At 63.9% G+C, this 16,929-nt stretch carries 16 protein-coding genes; 7 read left to right on the top strand and 9 right to left on the bottom strand.

Annotated features, from left to right (window positions below):
- Positions 1-115: 115 nt before the first annotated feature.
- Together RA26_RS15340 and ade are read right to left on the bottom strand one after the other, a co-directional pair.
- On the bottom strand, positions 116-1,582 hold the full coding sequence (locus RA26_RS15340) for an AMP nucleosidase (RefSeq protein ID WP_039184980.1): 1,467 nt from the start codon (positions 1,580-1,582) through the stop codon (positions 116-118).
- Positions 1,579-3,381 carry an adenine deaminase gene (gene ade, locus RA26_RS15335; protein WP_039184978.1) on the bottom strand — a complete coding sequence of 601 codons (1,803 nt, stop codon included), beginning with the start codon at positions 3,379-3,381 and terminating at the stop codon, positions 1,579-1,581. Before ade ends, RA26_RS15340 begins: the two co-directional genes overlap by 4 nt.
- Positions 3,382-3,546: 165 nt before the next feature.
- Between ade and RA26_RS15330 the strand changes: the two genes are divergently transcribed.
- Both RA26_RS15330 and RA26_RS15325 read left to right on the top strand, forming a co-directional pair.
- A complete protein-coding gene (locus tag RA26_RS15330; RefSeq protein ID WP_039184976.1) occupies positions 3,547-3,969 on the top strand; it encodes a glyoxalase in 423 nt (140 codons plus the stop codon).
- An 84-nt stretch (positions 3,970-4,053) separates the two neighbouring features.
- Positions 4,054-5,244 carry a hypothetical protein gene (locus RA26_RS15325; RefSeq protein ID WP_039184974.1) on the top strand — a complete coding sequence of 397 codons (1,191 nt, stop codon included), beginning with the start codon at positions 4,054-4,056 and terminating at the stop codon, positions 5,242-5,244.
- On the opposite strand, the gene RA26_RS15320 is transcribed toward RA26_RS15325, so the two are convergent.
- A complete protein-coding gene (locus RA26_RS15320) occupies positions 5,241-6,182 on the bottom strand; it encodes a GlxA family transcriptional regulator (RefSeq protein WP_039184972.1) in 942 nt (313 codons plus the stop codon). The genes RA26_RS15325 and RA26_RS15320 overlap by 4 nt on opposite strands.
- Positions 6,183-6,262: 80 nt before the next feature.
- Between RA26_RS15320 and RA26_RS15315 the strand changes: the two genes are divergently transcribed.
- Genes RA26_RS15315 through RA26_RS15300 form a run of 4 tightly spaced genes read left to right on the top strand, consistent with a single transcriptional unit; the run spans position 6,263 to position 10,602 of the window.
- The gene (locus RA26_RS15315) at positions 6,263-7,426 is read left to right on the top strand and encodes an acyl-CoA dehydrogenase family protein (protein ID WP_039184970.1); all 1,164 of its coding nucleotides are present in this window, start codon (positions 6,263-6,265) and stop codon (positions 7,424-7,426) included.
- Positions 7,427-7,429: 3 nt separating this feature from the next.
- The gene (locus tag RA26_RS15310; RefSeq protein WP_039184968.1) at positions 7,430-7,732 is read left to right on the top strand and encodes a SelT/SelW/SelH family protein; all 303 of its coding nucleotides are present in this window, start codon (positions 7,430-7,432) and stop codon (positions 7,730-7,732) included.
- 6 nt (positions 7,733-7,738) lie between these two features.
- On the top strand, positions 7,739-9,766 hold the full coding sequence (locus RA26_RS15305; protein ID WP_039184967.1) for an acetate--CoA ligase family protein: 2,028 nt from the start codon (positions 7,739-7,741) through the stop codon (positions 9,764-9,766).
- 50 nt (positions 9,767-9,816) lie between these two features.
- Positions 9,817-10,602 (top strand): carnitinyl-CoA dehydratase, encoded by a 786-nt coding sequence (locus RA26_RS15300; RefSeq protein WP_039184964.1) that lies wholly within the window; start codon positions 9,817-9,819, stop codon positions 10,600-10,602.
- A gap of 226 nt (positions 10,603-10,828) precedes the next feature.
- On the opposite strand, the gene RA26_RS15295 is transcribed toward RA26_RS15300, so the two are convergent.
- Positions 10,829-11,464 carry a class I SAM-dependent DNA methyltransferase gene (locus RA26_RS15295; RefSeq protein ID WP_039184962.1) on the bottom strand — a complete coding sequence of 212 codons (636 nt, stop codon included), beginning with the start codon at positions 11,462-11,464 and terminating at the stop codon, positions 10,829-10,831.
- 73 nt (positions 11,465-11,537) lie between these two features.
- On the opposite strand from RA26_RS15295, the gene RA26_RS15290 reads away from it, so the two are divergent.
- The gene (locus RA26_RS15290) at positions 11,538-12,407 is read left to right on the top strand and encodes an SDR family oxidoreductase (protein ID WP_039184961.1); all 870 of its coding nucleotides are present in this window, start codon (positions 11,538-11,540) and stop codon (positions 12,405-12,407) included.
- Positions 12,408-12,476: 69 nt separating this feature from the next.
- On the opposite strand, the gene RA26_RS15285 is transcribed toward RA26_RS15290, so the two are convergent.
- The 5 genes from RA26_RS15285 to RA26_RS15265 are packed head-to-tail and all read right to left on the bottom strand — an operon-like array spanning position 12,477 to position 16,829.
- Entirely contained in the window at positions 12,477-12,812 is a 336-nt protein-coding gene (locus tag RA26_RS15285; protein ID WP_241482655.1) for a 1-deoxy-D-xylulose-5-phosphate synthase, read from the bottom strand.
- Entirely contained in the window at positions 12,805-14,733 is a 1,929-nt protein-coding gene (gene dxs / locus RA26_RS15280; RefSeq protein WP_039184950.1) for a 1-deoxy-D-xylulose-5-phosphate synthase, read from the bottom strand. Before dxs ends, RA26_RS15285 begins: the two co-directional genes overlap by 8 nt.
- 42 nt (positions 14,734-14,775) lie before the next feature.
- The gene (locus tag RA26_RS15275; protein ID WP_039184947.1) at positions 14,776-15,660 is read right to left on the bottom strand and encodes a polyprenyl synthetase family protein; all 885 of its coding nucleotides are present in this window, start codon (positions 15,658-15,660) and stop codon (positions 14,776-14,778) included.
- A gap of 3 nt (positions 15,661-15,663) precedes the next feature.
- A complete protein-coding gene (locus RA26_RS15270; protein WP_019297546.1) occupies positions 15,664-15,906 on the bottom strand; it encodes an exodeoxyribonuclease VII small subunit in 243 nt (80 codons plus the stop codon).
- Positions 15,903-16,829, bottom strand: coding sequence for a histone deacetylase family protein (locus RA26_RS15265; protein WP_039184946.1), 927 nt, complete (start codon positions 16,827-16,829; stop codon positions 15,903-15,905). The genes RA26_RS15270 and RA26_RS15265 overlap by 4 nt, the downstream gene beginning before the upstream one ends.
- Positions 16,830-16,929: the final 100 nt, after the last annotated feature.

Raw genomic sequence — 16,929 nt, 5'->3', positions numbered from 1 at the left:
ACTGTGGGGCCTCATCGCGTGACATTATCGTTATGTTGTATGATAACACAACTTCTTGTGTGCGCCGCACAGGCCAAAATGGGCATTTTTTCTAGGAAAACTGCAAAAAACCGCCCTACAGGAAGGCTGTTTCGTCGAACGAGCGCAATTTCCGGCTGTGCAGACGCTCCAAAGGCATGCCGCGCAGGCGTTCCATTGCTCTTATGCCGATTTGCAGATGGCGCGCAACCTGGGTCCGGTAAAAGTCCGACGCCATGCCCGGCAGCTTCAGTTCGCCATGCAGCGGCTTGTCCGACACACAGAGCAGCGTTCCGTACGGAACCCGGAAGCGGTAGCCGTTGGCGGCGATGGTGGCGCTTTCCATGTCCAGCGCCACGGCGCGCGACTGGCTGAGGCGCTGCACCGGGCCGGACTGGTCGCGCAGTTCCCAGTTGCGGTTGTCGATGGTGGCGACGGTGCCGGTGCGCATGATCCGCTTGAGGTCGAAGCCTTCGTATTCGGTGATCTCGGCCACCGCCTCCTCCAGCGCGACCTGGATCTCGGCCAGAGCGGGGATCGGGGTCCAGACCGGCAGGTCGTCGTCCAGCACATGATCTTCGCGCAGGTAGCCATGCGCTAGCACGAAGTCCCCCAGCGCCTGGGTGTTCCGAAGGCCCGCGCAATGGCCGACCATCAGCCAGGCATGCGGGCGCAGCACCGCGATGTGGTCGGTTGCGGTTTTGGCATTGGAGGGGCCGACGCCGATGTTGACCAGGGTGATGCCGTTCCCGTCCTCACGCTTCAGGTGGTAAGTGGGCATTTGCGGCAGCTTGCCGGCTTCGGGGATCACCGCGTCAGAATCGGTGATCTCGTGATCGCCGGTGCTGACAAAGCTGGCGTAGCCGCTGTCCGGATCCGCCAGCTGGGCGCGGGCATAGGCTTCGAACTCCGCCACGTAGAACTGATAGTTTGTGAACAGAACGTGGTTCTGGAAATGCTCCGGGCTGGTGGCGGTGTAATGGCTGAGCCGCGCCAGCGAATAGTCTATGCGCTGGGCGGTGAACAATGCCAGCGGGCCGGTGCCGTTGGGTGGTTGATAGGTGCCGTTGACGATGTCGTCATTGGTGGTCGACAGATCCGGGACGTCAAACACATCGCGCAGCGTGAACCCTGCCGCACCCTCCTGCGGCACGGTCAGGTCGGGGCGCGAGGCCACTGCGAAATGCACCGGGATAGGGGTGTTTGAGACGCTGATGGTCACCGGCTGGCCGTGGTTCCGGATCAGCAGGCCGATTTGCTGGATCAGGTAATTGCGGAACAAGTCCGGCCGCGTCACCGTGGTGGCATAGGTGCCGGGAGCAGAGACATGGCCGAAGCTGAGACGGCTGTCCACCTGGGCAAAGGTCAGGGTCGAAAACCGGATTTCCGGGTAATAGGCGCGGATGCGCTGGTTGTCCGGCGCACCGTCCGCCATCGCACGGATAAACTCATCGCACAGGAACCCGGTGGCCTGCCGGTACAGCAGTTCCAGCCGGTCCACGGCCTCGGTTGCGTCGTTGAAGCTTTCGTCCGGCGGATGGCCGGGGTGTTTTGTTGTTATCATTGGGCAGGCTCGATTACCGGGATTTTCTGGAATGTGCGCACGTCAACCAGGCCCAGGTCGGAGATCCTCAGTTCCGGGATCACCACCAGCGCCAGAAGCGAGTGCTGCATGTAAGCGTTGTTGAGGGCGCAGCCGCAGGCCTGCATTGCCTCCATCATCACCTGCGCCTTGGCCGCAACCTCGGTGGCGGGGCTGTCGGACATCAGGCCGGCGATGGGCAGCTCGACCAGCGCCAGCTCCTGACCGTCGTTATAAAGGGTGATGCCGCCGCCTACTTGTGCCAGCCGGTTCGCCGCCAGCGCCATCTGCTCGCGGTCGGTGCCGACCACGATCATATGGTGGCTGTCATGCGCCACGGTGGAGGCCATCGCCATCTTGCCGCTGTAGCCAAAGCCGGAAACAAAGGCGTTGGTGACGCCGCCGGTGGCGCGGTGGCGTTCGACCAGGGCGATCTGGCAGACGTCGCCGCTGCCCTCGACCAGGCCATCCACCACAGGCAGCTCTGCCTGCAGCGCCTTGGTCGGGGCCTGGTTTTCGACCACGCCGATCACATTTGCAGTGACCGCATTGGCACCTTCCGGCGCGGCGAGTTCGAAGTCCTTCGCCGTCAGCTCATGACCCAGATGCACAGTGCCGCGGGCGCTGGCGGGCCAGTTGTAATGCGGGCAATCGACCTTGATAGAGCCTGATTCTGCCACGATCTGCCCGCGGGCGATCACCACCTCGATCGGCAGTTCGGAGAGGTCCGAGGTCAGGATCACATCGGCGCGGCGGCCGGGGGTGATGGAGCCGATCTCCCGCTCCAGCCCGAAATGGGTGGCGGTGTTGATGGTCGCCATCTGCAGGGCAATCACGGGGTCGCAGCCGCAGGCAATGGCGTGGCGCACCACCCGGTTCATGTGACCATCGTTGACCAGCGTGCCGGAGTGGCAGTCATCGGTGCAGAGGATGAAGTTGCGCGGGTCCAGGCCCTTCTCCGTCACTGCTGTTATCTGGCTCTCAACGTCATACCAGGCAGAGCCGAGACGCATCATCGACCGCATCCCCTGGCGCACCCGGGCGATGGCATCCGCCTCGCAGGTGCCCTCGTGGTCATCGGCTGGGCCGCCGGCCACATAGGCGGCGAAGTCTGGGCCGAGGTCGGGGGAGGCGTAATGGCCGCCCACGGTTTTGCCTGCGCGCTGGGTGGCGGCGATTTCGGCCAGCATCTTGGGGTCGGCATTGGCGACGCCGGGGAAGTTCATCATTTCCCCCAGCCCGATGATGCCGGGCCAGTTCATCGCCTCTGCCACGTCTTCGGCAGAGATTTCATAACCGGTGGTTTCCAGCCCCGGCGCCGAGGGCGCGCAGCTGGGCATCTGGGTGAAGATGTTGACCGGCTGCATCAGCGCCTCGTCATGCATGTAGCGCACGCCGTCCAGACCCAGCACATTGGCGATCTCATGCGGGTCGGTAAACATGGATGTGGTGCCGTGCGGGATCACTGCGCGCGCAAATTCGGCGGGGGTGAGCATACCGCTTTCGATGTGCATATGCGCGTCGCACAGGCCGGGGATCATGTAGCGGCCGTTAGCCTCGATGATCTGCGTCTCGGGACCGGTGCAGTAGGAGGCATCCGGGCCGACATAGGCGATGCGGCCCGCCTTGATCGCAATATCATGATCCGGCAGCTGTTCGCGGGTGTGGACATTGACCCAGATGCCCTGGCGGATCACCGTGTCGGCGGGCGCGCGGCCGGCGGCTACTTCGATCAATTGCGGGGCGGAGTCGGGCCAGCTTGGGAAAATATTATCTGACATAATCCAATTGTTCCGATTGCGGGCGGGAAGGCAAGCGGATTGCCGGCTTTGCCATCAAAGCTTCATGCAGGCGGTGGAAAGGCGCCGAAAGCTGACGTGTTTGGCATTGCCGCAGCGCGGGTTTCAACGGCAGGGTGCAAGTGTTTCTTATGCGGAGGAATTGGCATGGACTACCAGACTGTGGACGCAGACAGCTTTGGCCGCTCCCTGCGCGGGATCGGAATCAACTTGCTGGTGCGGGATGTGCCAGCAGAAGTTTCATTTTTAGAGACTGTTTTTGCCATGAAGGGCCATCAGGTGAGCAAGGATTTTGCCATCGTCACCTGCGGCGATCATGTGTTTCAGTTGCACAGTGACGGCACTTATGCGGAAAATCCGCTGCTGGGGCTGCTGCCGGAAAACCCGCCACGCGGGGCGGGGGTTGAGATCCGCCTGTATGATACCGATCCGGATGAGGTCACGGTGCGGGCAGAGGCGGCGGGCTTTACCGTTCTGCAGGCGCCGACGGACAAGCCGCATGGCCTGCGCGAGGCCTATATCCTGTGTGAAAACGGCTATGCCTGGGTGCCAAGCCGCCCCAAGGGGTAAGCGGCGGGAATTCCTCCCCTTTCCCGCTGGCCACGGCCGGTCCATGCTGGGCAGTATCATTCTTGATGCCGTGAGGGACCGCTAATGCACGCCATTGCCGATACTAATGCCCTGGTCGAGGAAGGTGTGCTGACCCCGGATCAGGCCCGCACCATCGAGGCGCGCTCGCGAGAGGTGATGGTGTCGCTGGCGGTGAACGCAATCCTGTGTTTCGGGATTATCGCCGCTACTGCCGGGTTCATTTTCTGGCTGGCGGATCCGCTGGCGGTGGCCGTGACCGGCATCCTGATGCTGGGCGGCGGGCTGGCGGTTCTGGCCCGCGGCAGAGAGACGCTGCGGATGTTCGGAAATTCCGCAACCCTGATCGGCGCGGGCATGCTGATGGGCGGCGCCGGGATTGAGCTGGTCGATAAGTATGAGGACATTGCCGGCTGGGTGATGCTGCCCACCGGAGCGCTGGTGGCGCTGATCTGCACCTGGCGCTGGCGGCACGGGGCTTGGTCCGCGGGCTTTGTGCTGGGTGCGATCCTGCTGATGGGACTGGCGATGCATTTGGCTGGGATCGAGCTGCTACTGCAGCAATACGGCATCGGATCACCGCTGCGGAACTTGGCGCTGCTTTACTATGCGGCGGCGCTGGCGCTGGCCGGCTGGCAGGTGGATGTGCGCTTTGTCACCGCGCTGGCGATTGCGCCCTTTGCGCAGATGCTTGAGACGGGCACCAGCTATTTCCACGCGGCTTATGTTTTCTATTCGCCGGAATCGACACTGACGATCCTGCAGATGGTGCTGCTGATCGTGCTGTGCGTCTGGGGCGCGTCCCGGCTGGCTGAACGTGATGCGCGGCACCTGCGCATTCTGGCGATATTGGGTTTTGTGGTCGCAAACCTTTGCGCGCTGGTCGGCTCCTTGTGGGGGGACGTGGTGGGTGAAACCGTCTGGGGGCCGGGCCGCTACAGCGATGGTTATGAGGATTGGGAAAGCTACTCCGCCGCCCGCGATGCCTTCCGTGACAGTGCGCTGTTCATTTCCGAGAACGTCTATTCCGTGCTCTGGGCGGCGGTGCTGGCGGCGGTGATCTTCTGGGCGGCGCAGCGGCACCAGCGCGGGCTGTTCAACGCGGCGCTGACCTTTGCCGCGATCCACGCCTATACGCAGATGTTCGAATCCTTCGCGGATGAGCCGCTGGCCTATGTGATCGGCGGGCTGGCCGCGATCCCGCTGGCCTGGGGGCTGTGGCGGCTGAACCAGTGGATGGCGGCGAAGCAGGCCTAGCCGCTGCTGCGCAAGCTGCGCGGAGTGGTTCCGAACTCTGCCTTGAAGGCCCGGGTCAGCGCGCTCGGGTCGTCGTAGCCGCAGCGCAGAGCAATTTCGGAAACGCTTAGAACAGTCTCTAACACAAGCTTTCTAGCCTGTATCAGCCGCAGCCGCCGGTAGACCGCCTGCGGCGTTGCCCCCAGTTCACCCTTCATCCGCGCCTCCAAATCCTTCTGGCTGCGCCCCGCTTTTCTGGCTACGGCAGCGATCGGCAAGGGCGTTTCCAGATTGGCCTGCATCGCCGCAACCGCGCGGGCAACCGATTTGCCGCGCACCAGGATCGGGTCCTGGGTTTCGGTTGCCTCGGGCGCCATGAACAGTGCCGCAACCTCAAGCCGCAGGGCGGCGCCATGCTGATCGCCGATGAGCTCCATCATCGTGTCAAAGGCCGCCAGCGCGCCGGTGCAGGTGATGCGGTCGCCGTCCCGGACCTGCCGTGCACGCTCGGCCTGAACCTCGGGGAAAGCCTCAGTGAAACGGCCCAGTTCCTCCCAGTGGATGGTGGCCCGGCGCCCGTCCAGCAGCCCGGCCTGCGCCAGCAACCAGGCGCCGGTGTCGAACCCCGCCAGTCCCTTGTAACGGCGGGCAGCGGATTTCAGCGCCCGGGCGGTCGCCACATTGGCATGGCGCAGGAAGTCATAAGACGGCATCGCAATCAGCAGATCACCGCTGCAATCGCCCAGCTTCCCATGCGCCCGCACCTCCATGCCTGACGACGACACCGCCGGTCCGCCGTCCAGCGTCAGGAACCGCCAGGCATAGACCTGCCGCCCGGCAAACGTATTGGCGGCACGCAGCGGCTCCACTGTGTTGGCCAGGCAATGGGCCGAAAAGGCATCAAACAGCAGCACATCCAATTGCTGCACTGCAGCGGTATCTTTTGTCCAACTTTGCATGATTATTTCTATTCATGCATGATGGGCGCAGGCAAGCGGCGTAATCTGGTCCGCAACAGATTTGCCGAAGGAAGACCGCCATGCAGTTCGGGATGACCGAAGAACAGTCCATGATCGTTGAGACCACCCGCGCCTTTGTGGAGAAGGAGCTCTATCCGCATGAAGCGGAGATTGAGCGCACCGGCCACCTGGACATGGACGTGATCCGCGATGTGCAGAAAAAGGCGGTGGAAGCAGGGCTTTATGCTGCCAACATGCCCGAGGAAGTCGGTGGCGCCGGCCTCGATACACTGACCTGGCTGATGTACGAAAAGGAACTGGGCCGCGCCAACTATGCGCTGCACTGGACAGGCGTTGCGCGGCCGTCGAACATTCTGCTGGCGGGCACCGAGGAGCAGAAAGAAAAGTACCTGTTCCCCTGCATGAAGGGCGAGAAATGGGACTGCCTTGCGATGACTGAGCCGGATGCGGGCTCCGACCTGCGCGGTATGAAGGCAACTGCCCGTCAGGATGGTGACGACTGGATCCTGAACGGTACCAAACATTTCATCAGCCACGCGGATATCGCCGATTTTGCGATCTGCTTCATGGCCACCGGCGTTGAGGATACCCCGCGCGGGCCGAAGAAGAAGATCACCGCCTTCTTTGTCGACAAGGGCACCCCGGGTTTTGAGGTGCGCGACGGCTACGGCAACGTCAGCCACCGCGGCTATACCAACGCGGTGCTGGAATTCGACGACTGCCGTCTGCCGTCCTCGGCCATTCTGGGTGAGGTCGACAAGGGGTTCGAGGTGGCAAACACCTGGCTGGGCGCCACCCGCCTGCAGGTTGCGGCCACCTGTCTGGGCCGCGCCGAACGGGCGTTGCAGCACTCGATCGAATACGCCGCTGAGCGCAAGCAGTTCGGCCAGCAGATCGGAAAGTTCCAGGGCATCTCCTTTAAACTCGCCGACATGGCGCTGGAGCTGAAGGCAGCGAACCTTTTGACCTGGGAAGCCGGCTGGAAATTCGACCAGGGCACCGTCACCGAGAGCGACATGTCGATGGCCAAGCTGAAGGCGACTGAGATGCTGGCGATGGTGGCCGATGAGGCGATCCAGATTCACGGCGGCATGGGCCTGATGGATGAACTGCCGCTGGAACGCATCTGGCGCGACGCGCGGGTCGAGCGTATCTGGGAAGGCACCAGTGAAATCCAGCGGCACATCATCAGCCGCGAGATGCTGCGCGCCGTCGGAGGCTGATCCATGTCCCAAGCCGGGAAACCAATTGTTACCATTACCTACTGCATCGGCTGCAACTGGCTGCTGCGGGCGGGCTGGATGGCGCAGGAACTGCTGCAGACCTTCCAGGACCAATTGGGCGGGGTGACATTGGTTCCCGGCGATTTGGGTGGGATCTTTGAGATCCATGTTGATAAGGAACTGGTCTGGGAACGCAAACGGGACGGCGGCTTTCCTGATGTGAAAGAGCTGAAATCCCGCGTGCGCGACCGGATCAACCCTGAACAAGACCTCGGCCACCTGGACCGCGGCAAGACCGGTGAATAAGATCAAATGCAGTCTCTAAACAGACTTTTCCGCCCGAAAACCATTGCTGTAATTGGCGGCGGCGCGTGGTGCCGCCTTGTCATCGAGCAATGTCAGAAGATGGGATTCGAGGGCACCATCTGGCCCGTCCATCCCAAGGCAGAAGAGGTCGCGGGGCTGCCGGCCTTCAAGGATGCGGACAGCCTGCCGGAAGCGCCCGATGCGGCCTTTATCGGAGTGAACCGCTTTTCCACTATCGAAGTGGTGCGGGCGCTGTCTGCGCGCGGTGCTGGCGGGGCCGTGTGCTTTGCCTCGGGTTTTCTGGAAGCGGCAGCCGAGGACGCTGAAGGCGCGGACCTTCAGGCGCAGCTGCTGGAAGCGGCGGGCGATATGCCTTTCCTTGGGCCCAACTGTTATGGCTTCATCAACTATCTGGACGGCGCGCTGCTGTGGCCGGACCAGCATGGCGGCCAGCGTGTAGAGAAGGGCGTGGCGCTGATCACCCAGAGCTCCAACATTGCGATCAATTTGACCATGCAGAAACGCGGGCTGCCAGTGGCCTATGTGGTGACCGCGGGCAATCAGGCGCAGTCGGGTATTGCTGCAATCGGCGAGGCGCTGCTGGAAGACGACCGCGTCACCGCGCTGGGCCTACATATCGAGGGCTTTGGTGATCTGCGCGCCTTTGAGGGCCTGGCCGCACGGGCGCGCGAGTTGGGCAAGCCGGTTATTGCTCTGAAAGTCGGCAAATCGGCCGAGGCCCGGGCCGCAACTGTTTCTCATACCGCCTCGCTTGCGGGCGGTGACGCGGGGGCCGGGGCTTTGCTCTCACGCCTTGGCATTCCGCGTCTGGATGACCTGCCGTCCTTCCTGGAGACGCTGAAGCTGCTGCATGTGGCGGGGCGGCTGCCTTCGAACCGCATCGCAACCATCAGCTGCTCCGGCGGGGAAGCAAGCCTGGCCGCAGACACCGGCCATACGCGGAAGGTGGAGTTCCCACCGCTGAATGGCCGCCAGAAAACGGACCTGCGCGAGGCGCTGGGCCCGATGGTGGCGCTGGCAAATCCGCTCGACTATCACACCTATATCTGGCGCGACACCGAGGCGATGACCAAAGCGTTCGCGGCGATGATGGATCCTCAGCTGGCAATGACCATGCTGATTGTGGATTTCCCGCGTGATGACCGCTGCGATGCCTCGGACTGGGAATGCACCATTCAGGCCGCCATCGGTTCGCACGAACGGACCGGCGCCAATGTTGGGCTGGTGGCGACCCTGCCGGAGCTATTGCCAGAGGATGTGGCGGCCCGGCTGATGGACGCAGGCGTGGTGCCCTTCTGCGGTCTCAGTGAAGCGATTGCCGCTTGCGAGGCGGCCAGCCTGCCGCTGCCGGAGGCGCCTGCGCCGCTGTTGCTGCCAACCCCCGCTGTAGAGCCTGATCTGGTGCCGGAAGCCGAAGCCAAGTGGCAGCTTGCCAGCTATGGGCTGCGCACGCCGCGCTCCAAACGGGCCGCTTCGGCCACCAATGCCCGCGCGGTGGCGGTGGATGTCGGCTTCCCGGTGGTGCTGAAGGGCGAGGGTGTCGTGCACAAGACCGAGGCGGGGGCGGTGGTTCTGAACCTGAATTCGGGCCAGGAGGTGAGCGACGCGGCTTTCAACATGCCTGCGGAGCGTTTCCTGGTGGAGGAGATGGTCACCGGCGCGGTGGCAGAACTGCTGATCGGTGTGGTCAAGGACCCGGCGCATGGCTTTGTGATGACGCTTGCGGCGGGCGGCACCCTGACCGAGCTGATGGAGGATAGCGCGTCTTTCCTGCTGCCGGCCTCGGATGCGGAGATTGAGGCCGCGCTTCAGTCGCTGCGCATCGCGAAGCTGCTGGACGGCTACCGCGGCGCCCCGGCGGCGGACCGCGAGGCGATCCTGCGCGCAATCCGCGCGGTTGAGGCCTATGTGGTGGAGAACGCGCTGGGGCTGGAAGAGATCGAGATCAACCCGCTCTTGTGCACCCCGTCTGATGCGGTGGCAGCGGATGCGCTGATGCGCCGGAAATACTAGCGCTGCGGCCATGAAACAGAACGGCATGCCCAATGCCAGGAGGAGACAACATGAGTGAAAGCCCCGTAAAAACCCGCCGCGACGGCGCCATTTTGGAAGTGACACTGGACCGGCCCAAGGCCAACGCCATAGATCTGGCCACCAGCCGGGTCATGGGCGAGGTCTTCCGTGATTTTCGCGACGACCCGGAGCTGCGGGTGGCAATCCTGACCGGCGGCGGGGAGAAATTTTTCTGCCCCGGCTGGGACCTGAAGGCGGCGGCGGACGGCGATGCGGTGGATGGCGATTATGGTGTCGGCGGTTTTGGCGGACTTCAGGAGCTGCGCGATCTGAACAAGCCGGTGATCGCTGCGGTGAACGGCATCGCCTGCGGCGGCGGGCTGGAGCTGGCGCTGTCGGCGGATATGATCATCGCTGCCGATCACGCCAGTTTTGCGCTGCCGGAGATCCGCTCCGGCACGGTGGCGGATGCCGCCAGCGTAAAGCTGCCCAAACGCATCCCCTATCACATCGCCATGGAGCTTTTGCTCACCGGGCGCTGGTTTGACGCTGAAGAGGCCAACCGCTGGGGTCTGGTGAATGAGATCGTGGCAGCGGATCAGCTGATGGACCGTGCCTGGGAGCTGGCAAGGCTGCTCGCCTCCGGCCCGCCGCTTGTCTACGCGGCGATCAAGGAGATCGTGCGCGACGCCGAGGACAGCAAATTCCAGGATGCGATGAACCGCATCACGCAGCGCCAGCTCAAGACGGTGGATGTGCTTTACGGCTCCGAGGACAACCTGGAAGGCGCCCGCGCCTTTGCCGAAAAACGCGATCCGGTCTGGAAGGGGCGGTAACGTAATTCTCCCGCCTGCTGCGGGGAATCTGAAGACGCCCCTGCACAGTTGGGCCCGGCGCCGCGCTTCGCGCGGCGTTACTTTTTTGCGGGGACGCTCTTGAGGAGCAGGTCTGCTCCTCAAGAAGCCAGGCCCATTGTATGACCGGCCATCGCCGCCTCAAGGACAAGCCGCGCGTGCCGCGCGGAGGCTGCGCCTCCCTTGACACGGCGAAAGCGGAACAGTGCTACGCCTTCTGGAACAGAGCAATGAGGGCGGTGTCATCCTTATGCGGCCCGGTGGCGCGCGGGCCATAGATGCGCAGCTCCGGCAGGGTGAGGCTCTTGATCCATTGACCGCTGAGCAGCCGGTCAAAGGCTTCGGCAAACCCTGCCTTTTCGTAGAACCTGGCATTCACTGACAGTGCAAACCAGGCACCGGGAGCGGCCACGCGCAGCAGGGCGGGCAGCACTTCGGGGCCCAGGTGGCCGTGGGTAAAAGTGCCCGAAGACACCACCCCGCGGTAAGAACCGCGCGGAACCGGAATGCCTTCCATCAGGTCGGCCTCGATCACGTCTCGGTAGGCGTCCTTGCGCAGCGCCTCGGCCAGCATGGCAGCGCTGATGTCGGTGGCGTCGACAGGTTCAACCCCAAGCGCCCGCAGCGCAGCGCCGCAGAGGCCGGTGCCTGCGCCCGCGTCCAGCACCGGACTCGATCCCCCGGCGGCGGCAAAAGCCTTGGCCGTCAGTCCGGGCAGCAGGTAGTCCTGCCCGGCGGCGAAATCCTGATCGTAGGTGCTGGCCCAGTCCGCATAAAGCCGCCGCGAATCCTCAGGCGTGCTCAGTTCATAGGCATCGGCCAATCCGGGTGTCTGCTTTTTCATCGGGCCATCAAAGCCGCGCGAAGGATTCGAATCAACCCTTGCACCCCGGCTGCGGCCAACGCATCTAGGAGGCATGAGAAAAACGCTGCTTTGTCTTGGATTTGGCTATACCGCCAGGGCGCTTGCCCCGCGTCTGCTGGCGCAGGGCTGGCGGGTCATCGGCACCTCGCGTGAGTTGGCGGCGGCCGATGGTGTTGAGATGATCACTTGGCCCGGGCAGGACGTTCCGCTGGACGGGGTGACACATATCCTGAACTCGATCGGGCCTAATGCGGATGGGGATCCGGTTCTGGCGGCCTTGGGTGACCGGATTGCCGCCGCGCCTGATCTGGAGTGGGTCGGCTATCTGTCGACCACAGCCGTCTACGGCCACCACGATGGCGCCTGGGTGGATGAGAATACACCGGTGACACCCTCCAGCCAGCGTGGCGACTGGCGCGCCCTGGCGGAGGCGCAATGGCAGGCCATCCCCGGCCTGCCGCTTCACATTTTCCGGCTGGCCGGCATCTACGGCCCCGGCCGCGGCCCCTTTGCCAAGCTGATGGCGGGCAAGGCGCGGCGGATCATCAAGCCAGGGCAGGTGTTTTCGCGTATCCATGTGGACGACATCGCCCAGGTGCTGGCGGCCTCCATCGCACAGCCGCGTCCGGGCGCCATCTATAACGTCTGCGACAACGACCCGGCCCCACCGCAGGATGTACTGGGCCATGCCGCGGAACTCTTGGGCTTGCCAATGCCTGCTGAGGTGCCGTTTGAAGAGGCCGGCATGACCCCGATGGCACGCAGCTTTTATGGCGAGAACAAGCGGGTCAGGAACCGCCTGATCCAGGAGGAACTGGGAGTGGAGCTGCTCTATCCCACTTACCGCGAGGGTCTGCGGGCGGTGCTGGAGGCGGAGGATATGGAGAGCTTTGTGCCGCCGGCTGAGCCGCCGGGGGTGTGAATTCCTTGAGTGCTTTCAGCGCAAACCTACATTTCGGTTCTGTCAGCCTGATTGCATCAGCTTGGCGTATTAGTCCTGGACATCTTCGTCGATGACCGCGTCCCGGAAGCCGCCGTACAGCCTGTCATTCTGGTCTTTGCGCGGGCCGGAAATCCAGAAGTGCTTCCCGCTATCCACATCAAAGTAGTTTGCCTTGAAGCCTGAACCCTTGAGGCTCTTGAAAACCCTGCCCTGGTAATAAAGCGATTTGCCTGATTTCGAAAAATAGACGCGGCCGATCCTGGCGGGCCCATCCAGCCCTTCGGATTTGTCTTCGATATACATGATCCGGGAGCGTTCCGGTTTAAATGAGGCGGGAAGAGTGACTGCATGATCGCGATTCTCTTCGCGGCCAATCTTACGCACGCTTCTCGCCTATCGTCGCCACGCCCAGAACGTCCAGCACCTTGGACTCGATCTGCGGCGCGTTCATTGCGGCTACCTCATACATATCCGCCGGGCTGGCCTGGTCGATGAAGGTGTCGGGCAGCACCATCGAGCGGTACTTGAGGCCGCTGTCGAACACGCCCTCCTCGGCCAGGAGCTGCGCCACATGGGAGCCGAAGCCGCCCACTGCGCCTTCCTCGATGGTGATCAGCGCCTCGTGGTCCGCGGCCAGCTGCAGGATCAAATCACGGTCCAGCGGCTTGGCAAAGCGGGCGTCGGCAATGGTCGGGGTGATGCCCTTGGCAGAGAGCGCCTCGGCGGCTTTGCGGACCTCGCCCAGGCGGGTGCCGAAAGATAGTAGAGCGACGCGCTTGCCCGCTTGGATCATCCGGCCCTTGCCGATCTCCAGTACCTCCGGGGTATCGGGCATCTCGACGCCTTCGCCCTCGCCGCGCGGGTAGCGGAAGGCGATGGGGCCGTCGTCATGGGCAGCGGCGGTGGCGACCATATGGACCAGCTCTGCCTCGTCAGCGGCGGCCATCACCACCATGCCGGGCAGGTTGGCCATGAAGCCAATGTCGAAAGAGCCAGCGTGAGTGGCCCCGTCGGCCCCTACCAGTCCGGCGCGGTCGATGGCAAAGCGCACCGGCAGGCGCTGGATCGCCACGTCGTGCACCACCTGGTCATAGCCGCGCTGCAGGAAGGTGGAATACATCGCGCAAAACGGCTTCATGCCGCCGGCCGCTAGCGCCGCTGCAAAGGTGACGCCGTGCTGCTCGGCAATGCCGACGTCGAAGCAGCGCGAGGGGTAGCGTTCGGCCATCAGGCTGAGACCGGTGCCATCGGGCATTGCTGCAGTGATGGCGCAGATCTTGTCGTCCTTGGCGGCCAGTTTCACCAGTTCATTGCCGAAGACAGACGTGTAGGAGGGCGCGTTGGAGGGCGCCTTCTTCTGCTCGCCGGTCACCATGTCGAACTTGGCAGTGGCGTGGCCCTTGTCGCGGGCGGCCTCAGCCGGGGCGTAGCCCTTGCCCTTCTTGGTCAGGACATGGATCAGGATCGGGCCGGTGGCGCGGGCTTTGACCGTGCGCAGGACCGGCAGCAGCTGGTCCATGTCGTGGCCGTCAATGGGGCCGAGGTAGGAGAATCCGAGCGCCTCGAACATCGTGCCGCCGACGGCCATGCCTTTCAGCATGTCCTTGGCGCGTTTGGCACCTTCGCGGAAGGGTTCGGGCAGCAGAGAGACGGCGCCCTTGGCGGCAGCCTTCAGCTCCTGGAACGGCTCACCCGCGTAAAGGCGCGACAGGTAGGAGGACAGCGCGCCGACCGGCGGCGCGATCGACATTTCATTGTCGTTCAGGATCACGAACAGCCGCTTGCCCAGATGGCCTGCGTTGTTCATCGCCTCAAACGCCATGCCGGCTGACATCGACCCGTCGCCGATCACCGCGATGGCGTCGCCGCTGCCTTCGGGGATCACACCGCCAAGGTCGCGCGCCACGGCAAAGCCAAGCGCTGCGCTGATCGAGGTGGAGCTGTGGGCGGCGCCGAAAGGGTCATAAGGCGACTCGGAGCGTTTGGTGAAACCGCTGAGCCCGTCCTTCATCCGCAGGGTGCGGATGCGGTCGCGGCGCCCGGTCAGGATCTTGTGCGGGTAGCACTGGTGGGAGACGTCCCAGATCACCTTGTCGCGCGGGGTGTCGAATACCGCGTGCAGGGCGGTGGTCAGCTCCACCACGCCGAGGCCTGCACCCAAGTGGCCGCCGGTGACGGAAACCGCGGAAATGGTTTCCTGCCGCAGCTCGTGGGCCACCTGCACCAGCTGGGAATCCGTCAGCCCCTTCAGATCCGCGGGGCGCGTGATCTGGTCCAGAAGCGGGGTCTTAGGCCGGTCGAGCATGGTGTCTCCTTGGGCTGCGCCTTTCAGAGGCGTGGCGCGGGGTTAGCTGTCGCGCGCAATAACGAAACGCGCGGCTTCCTTCAAGGTTGCGGCGTCATCACCATAGGGTGACAGCGCGGCGCAGGCATCCTCGCAAAGCGACTGTGCGCGGGCTTTTGCCTCTGCCAGACCCAGCAATGAGACAAAGGTCGCCTTTCCGGCATCTGCGTCCTTGCGCACCGCCTTGCCAACCTTGGCGGCATCGCCTTCCACATCCAAGATGTCGTCAGCAATCTGGAAAGCAAGGCCCAGGGCGCGTGCGTATTGCCGCAGCGGTGCCGGGTCGTCCCCGGCCAGCACCGCGCCGGCGGTGGCGGACCATTCGATCAGGCAGCCGGTCTTGCGGCTCTGCAGTTTGGTGATTTGTTCGAGATTGAGCGGCTCAGCAGCACTTTCCGCTGCGATGTCCAGCATCTGGCCAGAGACCATGCCGTCCTTTCCAGAGGACTGTGCCAGGCCGCGGATCAGGGTCAGCGCGTGGGCGCCAACCTTCGGGCTTGCCAGCAGTTCAAAGGCAAAGGTTTGCAGGCTATCGCCTGCCAAAACCGCCATCGCCTCATCCCATTTCTTATGGACCGTAGGCTGGCCGCGGCGCAGGTCGTCGTCGTCCATGCAGGGCAGGTCGTCATGCACCAGGGAGTAGGCGTGGATGCATTCGATTGCCAGCGCCGCCTCAATCGCTGCGTCTTGCGGCACGCCGTGCAGGCGGGCGCTTTCCAGCACCAGGAAGCCGCGCAGCATCTTGCCGCCGGTGATGGCGTAACGCATCGCGGCGTGCAGCGCGTCATTGCCCGCCAGCCGCAGCTCCATATGCGCGGTAACAAGGTCTTGCGCGTCTTTCCGTGCCTCTGCAAAGGGGCGCGTTTGGGTGTCTGCGGCGGCGGTCATGGTTCAGCCGGCGTCCAGCGGCTGGGTGCCCTTGGGGGTGCCGTTGGCGTCCAGGGTGATCGCGGCCACTTTTTCTTCGGCGCGCTTCAGCTCGTCCTCGCAGCGTTTCTTCAGCGCGGCGCCGCGTTCATAGAGCGCAATCGAGGCATCCAGCGCCACGTCGCCGCGCTCCAGCTGGTCCACCACGCCTTCCAGCTCGCGCATCGCCTGTTCAAAGCTCATCTGGTCTACGGGGGTCTCAGTCATGCCGGTGCCTTCATCAATTCTTCCACATGCGCGCGGGTAGCCGCGGACAGCGCGTTCAGATCATATCCGCCTTCCAAAGTCGAGACGATACGGCCGCCGCAAAGTTCACTGGCAAGTTTGCACAGCTCGGCGGTGACCCAGGCGAAATCCGCGGTGGCCCAGTTGAGGCTGGCGAGCGGGTCGTCCTGATGAGCATCGAAACCGGCCGAGATGATGATCAGCTCCGGTTTGAAGGCGCGCAGGCGCGGGAAGGCCTGGGTTTCATAGGCCGCCTGCATCTCTGCCCGGCCCGAACCCGGCGGCAGCGGCATGTTGAGGATCTGGCCGTGAGCGCCGTCTTCATCCGGGCGGCCGGAGCCGGGCCAGAGCGGCATCTGCTGGCTGGTGATGACCAGTGCGCGCGGCTCATCCCACAACAGGTCCTGGGTGCCGTTGCCGTGATGCACGTCGAAATCCACCACCGCGACACGGCTGAGCCCGTGGTGATCGAGCGCGTGCTTGACCGCCAGCGCCGCATTGCCGAACAGGCAAAAGCCCATTGCAGTGTCTGTTTCGGCGTGATGCCCCGGCGGGCGCACCGCGGCAAAGGCGTTCTGCACCTCGCCGCCCAGCACCATGTCGACACCGCGCACCACGGCGCCTGCCGAGCGGAAGGCTGCGTCCAGCGAACCGGGAGACAGGAAGGTGTCGCCGTCGATCTGCGCCCAGCCTTCTGCCGGGGAGGATTTGCGCAGGTCCGAGAGGTAGGAGGCGGGGTGGATGCGGAGGATGTCATCTTCGGCGGCCATCGGGGCTGTCACCCGCTTCAGGTCCAGCGGCTCCAGCGCGTGCAGGATGTGTTCCAGCCGTGCGACCCGTTCGGGGTGGCCCTCAGGTGTGACGTGATTGAGGCAGTCCGCGTGGGTGATCAGGGCGGTGGTCATAGGCGCGTTCCTCCGGCTGCGGGTCCTGGCGCGACACTAGGTGGGGGCGGTGTCTGGCTGCAAGGGAAAACCGGGGGGTGGCATGCGTGCACCGGACGTA

The sequence above is a fragment of the Leisingera sp. ANG-M7 genome (genome assembly GCF_000813965.1).
Lineage (GTDB): Bacteria > Pseudomonadota > Alphaproteobacteria > Rhodobacterales > Rhodobacteraceae > Leisingera.
The sequence above is the reverse complement of the archived record's forward strand: the minus strand, read 5'-3'. Positions and strand labels throughout refer to the sequence as shown.